This window comes from Streptomyces sp. NPDC026206 (assembly GCF_040638465.1).
GTDB lineage: Bacteria > Actinomycetota > Actinomycetes > Streptomycetales > Streptomycetaceae > Streptomyces.
The window spans coordinates 137,312-145,636 of the sequence record NZ_JBEZYL010000016.1 but is presented as its reverse complement, the minus strand read 5'-3'; the positions used below and the strand labels follow the sequence as shown (position 1 = coordinate 145,636).

The window sequence follows — 8,325 nt, the reverse complement described above, 5'->3', positions numbered from 1 at the left end:
CTGGCGTTGACTTTTGGCACGCTGTTGAGTTCTCAAGGAACGGACGCTTCCTTTGTACTCACCCTCTCGGGCTTTCCTCCGGGCGCTTCCCTTCGTGTTGCACCACTCTATCAGGAGTTTTCCGGCCCCCTTACCGCTCGTTTTCCGCATGTAAATGCATGCAGACATACGGAAGCGGATCCGGGAATTGGATCTTATCCAGTGGAGTGCCGCCCTCGTCTCGCCAGCAGTTGACTGCGGGCCTCGGTCGTGGGCAGGGGTCCGACAGTACATGTCCCGCACACCCGAGGCAAATCGATTACGCACCGCACACATGGACCGCGCGCGCACGCTCGTGCGGAATCCCTAGTTCCTATGACTTAGGCTTCCGACCAGTGCGCCGTCCAGGACAGGCAGTGACGGCGCGTGATGAATCTTCACCTCTGGGAGGCTTCCCATGACCACCGTGACGTCCCCGATCGCCGGACGCGCCATCGGACTCGCGGCAGTGCCCGATCCGGTCTTCTCCGGCGCGATGGTGGGACCCGGTACCGCCATTGACCCCGTGCGCGAGCCCGCGACCGCGGTCTCGCCCATCGACGGTGTCATCGTCTCGCTGCACCCGCACGCGTTCGTCGTCGTCGATGCGGAGGGGCACGGCGTGCTGACGCACCTCGGCATCGACACCGTCCAGCTCAACGGCGAGGGCTTCGAGCTGCTCGTCAACAAGGGCGACACCGTGACGCGCGGTCAGGACATCGTGCGCTGGGACCCCGTCGCCGTCGAGGAGGCCGGTAAGTCGCCGGTCTGCCCGATCGTCGCGCTCGAGGCCACGGCCGACGCGCTGGCCGACGTCCGTGAGGACGGCGACCTCAAGGCCGGCGACACCCTCTTCACCTGGCAGTGACATTTCACCTGCGGTGACCTTGAGCCGTCTTCGAAGGACGGCGCGTACGACATCCACCGCGGCGGACGTGACCGCCGCATCCAACCGGAGACGGGTGAAATGGAGACAACGCTGCGAGGCGTCGGCGTGAGCCACGGTGTGGCGATCGGCGAGGTGCGGCACATGGGCACGGCGGTTCTGGAGCCGCCGGCCAAGCAGATCCCGGCGGACGAGGCGCCGCGCGAGCAGGGGCGTGCGCGCCAGGCTGTGGAGGCTGTCGCCGCCGACCTCATCGCGCGGGGCAACCTCGCCGGTGGCGAGGCCCAGCACGTGCTCGAGGCCCAGGCCATGATGGCCCAGGACCCCGAACTGATGGCCGACGTCGAACGGCGCATCACCGTCGGCAGCACCGCCGAGCGCGCGGTGTACGACGCCTTCGCCGCCTACCGTGCGCTGCTGGCCAACGCCGGCGAGTACCTGGCCGGCCGGGTGGCCGACCTCGACGACGTGCGCAATCGCATCGTCGCGCGCCTGCTGGGCGTGCCGATGCCGGGTGTGCCGGACAGCGACGAGCCCTACGTGCTGATCGCCCGGGACCTCGCGCCCGCCGACACGGCGCTGCTCGACCCGACGCTGGTGCTGGGCTTCGTGACGGAGGAGGGCGGGCCGACCAGCCACAGCGCCATCCTGGCGCGTGCGCTCGGGGTGCCGGCCGTTGTGGCGCTGCCGGGAGCCGGGGAGCTTGCCGAGGGCACGGTGGTGGCCGTGGACGGCAGCACGGGCGACATCTTCGTCGACCCGAGCCCGGAGAAGCGCGCGGAGCTGACGAAGGCCGCGGAGGAGCGCAAGGCCGCGCTGTCGGCGTCCTCCGGTCCGGGGGCCACGTCCGACGGGCACAAGGTGCCGCTGCTGGCGAACGTCGGCGGTCCGGCGGACGTGCCGGCCGCGGTCGAGGCGGGTGCGGAGGGCGTGGGCCTGTTCCGTACCGAGTTCCTCTTCCTGGACGACAGCGCGAAGGCGCCGTCGGAGGCCAAGCAGGTCGAGGCGTACCGCAAGGTGCTGGAGGCGTTCCCCGAGGGCCGTGTGGTCGTGCGGGTGCTGGACGCGGGCGCGGACAAGCCGCTGGACTTCCTGACGCCGGCCGATGAGCCCAACCCGGCGCTGGGCGTGCGGGGGCTGCGGACGCTGCTGGACCACCCGGAGGTGCTGCGCACGCAGCTCACCGCGTTGGCGAAGGCGGCCGAAGGGCTGCCGGTCTACCTCGAGGTCATGGCTCCGATGGTGGCGGACCGGACCGATGCCAAGGCGTTCGCGGACGCGTGCCGTGAGGCCGGGCTGAGGGCGAAGTTCGGTGCGATGGTGGAGATTCCCTCCGCCGCGCTGCGTGCGCGCTCGATCCTGCAGGAGGTCGAGTTCCTGTCGCTGGGCACGAACGACCTGGCGCAGTACACCTTCGCGGCCGACCGTCAGGTCGGTGCGGTCTCGCGTCTGCAGGACCCGTGGCAGCCGGCGCTGCTCGACCTGATCGCCCTGTCGGCCGAGGCCGCCAAGGCCGAGGGCAAGAGCTGTGGCGTGTGCGGTGAGGCCGCGTCGGACCCGCTGCTGGCCTGTGTGCTGACCGGTCTGGGTGTGACGAGCCTGTCCATGGGCGCGGCGTCCATTCCCTATGTCCGTGCCACGCTGGCCAAGCACACGCTCGCGCAGTGCGAGCGTGCGGCCGCTGCCGCTCGGGCCACGGACTCGGCCGAGGAGGCCCGTCTGGCCGCGCAGGCGGTGCTGTCCGGCGAGTGAGCCGGGGCGGCGCGCGTGATGCGCTGGTGAAGTGAGGTGAGAAGGGGTGTCCCGCCGGCCGGCGGGACACCCCTTTTCCCGTCAGTCGCCCTCCTCCGTGGCGAGGGTGAAGCCGGCGTGGTATTCGACGCCGTGCTCCGGGGGTACGGGGTCGCCGGTCTGCGCGTCGGTGCAGTAGGCCGCGAAGACCTCGGCCTCGCTCAGGGGCCGCAGTCCGCCGTCCTTGAGTCCCCAGCCCCGAACGGTGTCGGGCCGGCCGGGCAGCGTGGTGCGCAGGACGACGCCGCCCGGGAGGTCCGTGGCGATGCCGGCTGCCAGGACCGTGCAGAAGACCAGGGCCGCTGCCTCTCCCAGGTGCAGTCGTCCGTCCTCGCGGCATTCGGTGCGCAGGACGGCGACGAGCGGGGTGTCCCCTTCGGCCTGGACGCTGCAGACGAGGTGGTGTCTGCCCTCCCCCACGGCCTCGACGATCCGTCGCAGCGTCTGCGATGCCCGGGTGAACGCCGCCCGGCCGATGTCCTCGCCGCACGAGGCGCAGTCGCCCCCGCCGGCCAGCAGGGCCGAGGCGTACTCCCAGGTGGCCTGCTCTTCCGCTTCATCGATGAGGCGGGGCAGCAGGCGGGCCAGGGGCTGGCCCTCGTAGGTGACCTTGGTGCCGGCGGCCGCGACCTCGGCCGTGTAGCGGGTGCGGCTGGTGGCGGTGTCGGGGTCGATGTGCAGGTCGGTGCAGTATTCCTCGTAGTCGACGGGGTCGAAGAGCGTGACGCTGGTGTAGGTGCCCTGGGCGGCCAGGGCGCGCAGCAGTCGGTCGACGTCCTTCAGGTACGTGACGTGGTCGTCGAAGTGGAAGCTGTCGTAGCGCCGCATGGCGGCGAAGTCTCTCTCGTCGGCCAGGACGGCCACGGTGCTCGGTGTTTCGCTGCGCAGCCTGTGTCGCGCGGTCAGTCGCTTCCGGCCGTTGTCGGTGTGCGCCATGAACTCCCCCTCAGCGCGAGTGATTCGATGCTCACTGAGAGTAAGGGACGGCACTGACAACGGCCGTGACCAGCCCGGACCTTGGCCGCCCGCTCAGTTCCGCTCGCGCGCCAGCCGTTCGTAGAAGGACAGCAGTCCGGCGTTGTCGACGGAGCCGGGGTTGACTGCCTTCTCCAGCGGAGTTCCTTGGAGCAGGCGCTTGACGGGGACCTCGATGCGCTTGCCGGTGAGGGTGTGCGGGACGGCGGGGACCTCGATGACCTCGTCGGGGACGTGGCGCGGGGAGAGCTCCTCGCGAATGGTGCGCTTGATGCGGTCGAGGAGGTCGTCGTCGAGGGTGGCACCCGGTGCGAGGTGGACGAATAGGGGCATCCAGTAGCCGCCGTCGGGCTGTTCGACGCCGATGACGAGGGATTCGCGGATCTCGGGGAGGCGTTCGACGGCTTCGTAGATGTCGGCGGAGCCCATGCGGACGCCCTGGCGGTTGAGGGTGGAGTCGGAGCGGCCGTGGATGACGACGGTGCCGCGGGAGGTGAGGGTGATCCAGTCGCCGTGCCGCCAGACGCCCGGGAACATCTCGAAGTAGCTGTCCCGGTAGCGGCTGCCGTCGGGGTCGTTCCAGAAGTGGATCGGCATGGACGGCATGGGTGCGGTGACGACGAGTTCGCCGACCTCGTCGACGACGGGCTTGCCCTGGGCGTCCCAGGCCTGGAGGTCGGTGCCGAGGCAGGGGGCCTGGAGCTCGCCGATGTACACCGGCAGGGTCGGTACGGCGCCGGCGAAGCAGCTGCAGACGTCCGTGCCGCCGCTCACCGACGCGATCCACATGTTCTCGGCGACCTCGTCGTGGATCCACCGGAAGCCGTCCGGCGGCAGGGGGGAGCCGGTGGTGGCGACGCACTGGACGCGGGAGAGGTCGAAGTCGCGGCCGGGGCGGACGCCGGCCTTGCGGCAGGCCATGACGTAGGCGGCGGAGGTGCCGAAGAGGGTGGCGCCGGTGCGTTCGGCGATGCGCCACTGGGCGCCGGTGTCGGGGTGGCCGGGGCTGCCGTCGTACAGGACGACGGTGGAACCGACCAGGAGGCCGGAGACGAGGAAGTTCCACATCATCCAGCCGGTGGAGGTGTACCAGAAGAAGCGGTCGCCGGGGCCGAGGTCGCAGTGGAGGGCGAGCTGCTTGAGGTGTTCGACGAGGATGCCGCCCTGGGACTGGACGATGGCCTTGGGCAGGCCGGTGGTGCCGGAGGAGTAGAGGACCCACAGGGGGTGGTCGAAGGGGACCTGTTCGAAGACGGGCTCGGTGTCGCCCGCCGTCAGAGCGTCCCACTCCAGCGCGCCTTCCGGCGCCGGGGTGCCCAGCAGCGGGATGTGGACGACGGCGCGGACCGTGGGCAGTTCGGCGCGCAGCTCGGCGACGACGTCGGTGCGCTCGTGCCGCTTGCCGCCGTAGTGGTAGCCGTCGACGGCGAACAGGACGACGGGTTCGACCTGCTGGAAGCGGTCCAGGACGCTGCGGGCGCCGAAGTCGGGGGCGCAGGAGGTCCAGACGCCGCCGACGGCGGCGGTGGCGAGCAGGGCGACGACGGCCTGGGGGATGTTGGGCAGGTAGCCGCTGACGCGGTCGCCGGGGCGTACGCCGAGGCGGCGCAGCTCGGCGGCCAGGGCGCCGACCCGGCCGCGGAGCTCGGCCCAGCTGACGGGGCGCGGCTCGTGGGTCTCGTCGACGTGCAGCAGGGCGGGCTCGGCGGCCCGGGCCGGGTCCTCGGCGGTGCGCAGGGCGTGCTCGGCGTAGTTGAGGGTGGCGCCGGGGAACCAGCGGGCGCCGGGCATGGCGCGGTCGGCGAGTACGCGCTCGTAGGGGCTGGAGAAGCGGACGTCGCACCACTCGGTGAGGGCCTGCCAGAAGGGCTCGGGTTCCTCCACCGACCAGCGGTGCAGGGCGGTGTAGCTCGCGACGGTGTCGCCGGGGACGGGTGCGGGGGCCCCGTGCCGTTCGGCGGCCCGGCTGTGGAAGCGGGTGACCTGCGCGCGGGCGATGCGGTCCTCGCCGGGGCGCCACAGGGGCTCCGGCGGGTCGACTGGCTGCGGTGCGGTGGTCATCTGGCTGCTCCCGGCTGTACGCGTCGTGGGCGGCGCCGCGCACACGGCGGGGTCGGCCCATCGCGCGGCTGACCAGGACGATGCCATGTGATCGACTCGTGCACCAGGGGTGGTGTCACACCACGGTCTGAAGGGCACGCCCTGCTGGGGTGAACGCCGGTCGAACGGTACGCGGGGCGGACGGGGACGGTGGCAGGGTGAGCGGCATGGACGCGGGTGACCTTGTGCGGACGGTGAAGTGGATGGCCTCGTTGAGGGCGGTGGGGAGCGCGCAGGGCCTGCGGTCCGTGCGTTCGGCGTGGCGGCGGCACCGCGTGGACGCGGTGGGGCTGCCGCGGCCGGGTGCGCAGCGGGCGCGGGTGCCGGGGGTGGCGGAGGGCGCGGAGCCGCGGCCCGGGGGCGGGGTGGTGCGGTTCGCCCGGTCGTCGTTGCGGGTGCGGGTGGCGGCGGGGGGCGCGGTGTTCTGCGGCTGGGACGATGCCGGGCCGGAGCCGTCCTACGCGCTGGCGGGGCCGGTGCCGGAGGTGGACGAGCGGGCGGTGCTGGAGCCGGACACGGACGGCGGCTGGCGGGTGGTGTCGGAGCGGGTGCTGGTGGTCGTGTCCCGGCACGGTGCGGTGGAGGTGCGGACGCCGGGCGGGGTGATGCTGCGCCGTGATCTGCCGCCGCGCTGGTGGGAGCCCGCGGCCCGGACGGCGGCCGGGGCGCGCTGGGTGCAGCGGTCGGAGGTGACGGCGGACGCCCGGTTCTTCGGGCTGGGCGGGCGTGCCGCGGGGCCGCGGCTGCGGGACGGTTCGTACCGGTTGTGGAACACCGATCCGGGAGGTGCGTTCGAGCCGGGGGACGATCCGCTGTACATCACGATGCCGGTGCAGCTGGTGGTGGCGGACGCGGGGACGCATCTGGTGTTCCACGACAACACCTGGGACGGCCGGGTGACGTTGTGGGAGGGCGAGGAGGGGGCCGGTTCGGGGCATGACCGGCCGGGGCGGTGCGAGATGCGGATGGAGGGTGGTCCGCTGCGCTACTGGGTGATGGCGGGCACTCCGGCGCGGGTGCTGCACGGCTGGGCGGCGCTGACGGGTGCGGCCGCGCTGCCGCCGGCCTGGGCGCTGGGGTACCAGCACGCGCGGTGGGGGTTCGGCAGTGAGCGCGAGGTGCGGCGGGTGGTGACCGGTTACCGGGAGCGGGGGCTGCCGCTGTCCGCGGTGCACCTGGACATCGATCACTACCGGGGGCACCGGGTGTTCACCGTGGACCGGGAGCGGTTTCCCGATCTGCCGGGGATGGCGGCCGACCTGCGCCGGGAGGGCGTGCGGCTGGTGTCGATCGTGGACCCGGCGGTGAAGGCCGAGCCGGGGGAGGAGGTGTACGACGGCGGGCGGGAGGCGGACGCGTTCGTGCGGGACGCCCGGGGGCACGAGGTGCGGGGGGAGGTGTGGCCGGGCGAGTCGGTCTTTCCCGACTTCACCGATCCGAAGGTGCGCCAGTGGTGGGGCGGGCTGTACGCGGAGCGGCTGGTGCAGGGTTTTTCCGGGGTGTGGCACGACATGAACGAGCCGGTGTCGTTCGCGGCGTTCGGTGACCCGACGCTGCCGCGCTCGGCCCGGCACGCGCTGGAGGGGCGCGGTGGTGACCACCGGGAGGCGCACAACGTGTACGGGCTGACGATGGCGCGGGCGGGCTACGAGGGCCTGTGCGCGCTGCGCCCGGAGGAACGGCCGTTCGTCTTCTCGCGGTCGGGCTGGGCGGGCATGCAGCGCTACGGGGGTACGTGGTCGGGGGACGTGACCACGGGCTGGCCGGGGCTGCGGGCGTCGCTGGCGCTGGTGCTGGGTGTGGGGCTGTGCGGGGTGCCGTATTCGGGGCCGGACGTCGGGGGGTTCACCGGGTTCCCCTCGCCCGAGCTGTATTTGCGGTGGTTCCAGCTGGGCGCGTATCTGCCGCTGTTCCGTACGCATGCCGCGATGTCGGCGGGGCGGCGCGAGCCGTGGGAGTTCGGGGCGGAGGTGCTGGAGCACGCGGGGGCGGCGCTGCGGGAGCGGATGCGGCTGCTGCCGTATTTCGTGACGCTGGCGCACCTGGCGCAGCGGACGGGGGCGCCCTATGTGCGGCCGGTGTGGTGGCGGTCGCCGGAGGACCGGGCGTTGCGTGACTGCGAGGACGAGTTCCTGCTGGGGGATTCGCTGCTGGTGGCCCCGGTGCTGGAGCGGGGGGCGGACCAGCGGGCGGTGCGGCTGCCGCGCGGGCGGTGGTACGACACGGCGACGGGCCGGGCGCACGAGGGGCCGGGGCAGGTGCTGGTGGATGCTCCGCTCTCGCGCATTCCGGTGCTGGCGCGGGCGGGTTCGGTGGTGCCGGTGGCGGGTGCGGGCGGGGCGGTGGAGCTTCAGGTGTGGGCGCCGGCCGCGGGGCGTACGGGGGGCGGGGTGCTGATCACGGATGCGGGCGGGGGGTGGGAGCGGCCGGAGGTGGTGCGCTTCACGACCCGGTCGCGGGGCGGGGTGGTGACGGTGGAGCAGGAGGGTGCGGCCGAGGTGGGGTATCCGGTGCGTGTGCGCGGCTGAGGCGGCGCGCACCCCCTTCCCCGGGGC

General features: G+C 72.7%; 5 protein-coding genes. 3 read left to right on the top strand and 2 right to left on the bottom strand.

Going from position 1 to position 8,325, the window contains the following annotated elements; all coding sequences use genetic code 11:
- Nucleotides 1-436: 436 nt before the first annotated feature.
- Together AB0F13_RS21960 and ptsP are read left to right on the top strand one after the other, a co-directional pair.
- A complete protein-coding gene (locus AB0F13_RS21960; protein ID WP_362084777.1) occupies nucleotides 437-886 on the top strand; it encodes a PTS glucose transporter subunit IIA in 450 nt (149 codons plus the stop codon).
- 99 nt (nucleotides 887-985) lie between these two features.
- The gene (gene ptsP, locus AB0F13_RS21955; RefSeq protein ID WP_362084774.1) at nucleotides 986-2,656 is read left to right on the top strand and encodes a phosphoenolpyruvate--protein phosphotransferase; all 1,671 of its coding nucleotides are present in this window, start codon (nucleotides 986-988) and stop codon (nucleotides 2,654-2,656) included.
- A gap of 81 nt (nucleotides 2,657-2,737) precedes the next feature.
- Here ptsP and AB0F13_RS21950 read toward each other — a convergent pair whose 3' ends face one another.
- Nucleotides 2,738-3,631: a hypothetical protein gene (locus AB0F13_RS21950; RefSeq protein WP_362084771.1), complete on the bottom strand. Its 894-nt coding sequence runs from the start codon at nucleotides 3,629-3,631 to the stop codon at nucleotides 2,738-2,740.
- Between the two features lie 93 nt (nucleotides 3,632-3,724).
- Nucleotides 3,725-5,731 (bottom strand): acetoacetate--CoA ligase, encoded by a 2,007-nt coding sequence (locus AB0F13_RS21945; protein ID WP_362084769.1) that lies wholly within the window; start codon nucleotides 5,729-5,731, stop codon nucleotides 3,725-3,727.
- Between the two features lie 206 nt (nucleotides 5,732-5,937).
- Here AB0F13_RS21945 and AB0F13_RS21940 point away from each other — a divergent pair, with 206 nt between their 5' ends.
- Nucleotides 5,938-8,298 (top strand): TIM-barrel domain-containing protein, encoded by a 2,361-nt coding sequence (locus tag AB0F13_RS21940; protein WP_362084766.1) that lies wholly within the window; start codon nucleotides 5,938-5,940, stop codon nucleotides 8,296-8,298.
- The last annotated feature ends 27 nt before the right edge of the window (nucleotides 8,299-8,325 follow it).

Excerpts from the sequence above, each read along its gene's own strand:
- ptsP (WP_362084774.1), top strand. The coding sequence starts at position 986 with ATGGAGACAACGCTGCGAGGCGTCGGCGTGAGCCACGGTGTGGCGATC.
- AB0F13_RS21940 (WP_362084766.1), top strand. The coding sequence starts at position 5,938 with ATGGACGCGGGTGACCTTGTGCGGACGGTGAAGTGGATGGCCTCGTTG.
- AB0F13_RS21960 (WP_362084777.1), top strand. The coding sequence starts at position 437 with ATGACCACCGTGACGTCCCCGATCGCCGGACGCGCCATCGGACTCGCG.
- AB0F13_RS21945 (WP_362084769.1), bottom strand. The coding sequence starts at position 5,731 with ATGACCACCGCACCGCAGCCAGTCGACCCGCCGGAGCCCCTGTGGCGC.
- AB0F13_RS21950 (WP_362084771.1), bottom strand. The coding sequence starts at position 3,631 with ATGGCGCACACCGACAACGGCCGGAAGCGACTGACCGCGCGACACAGG.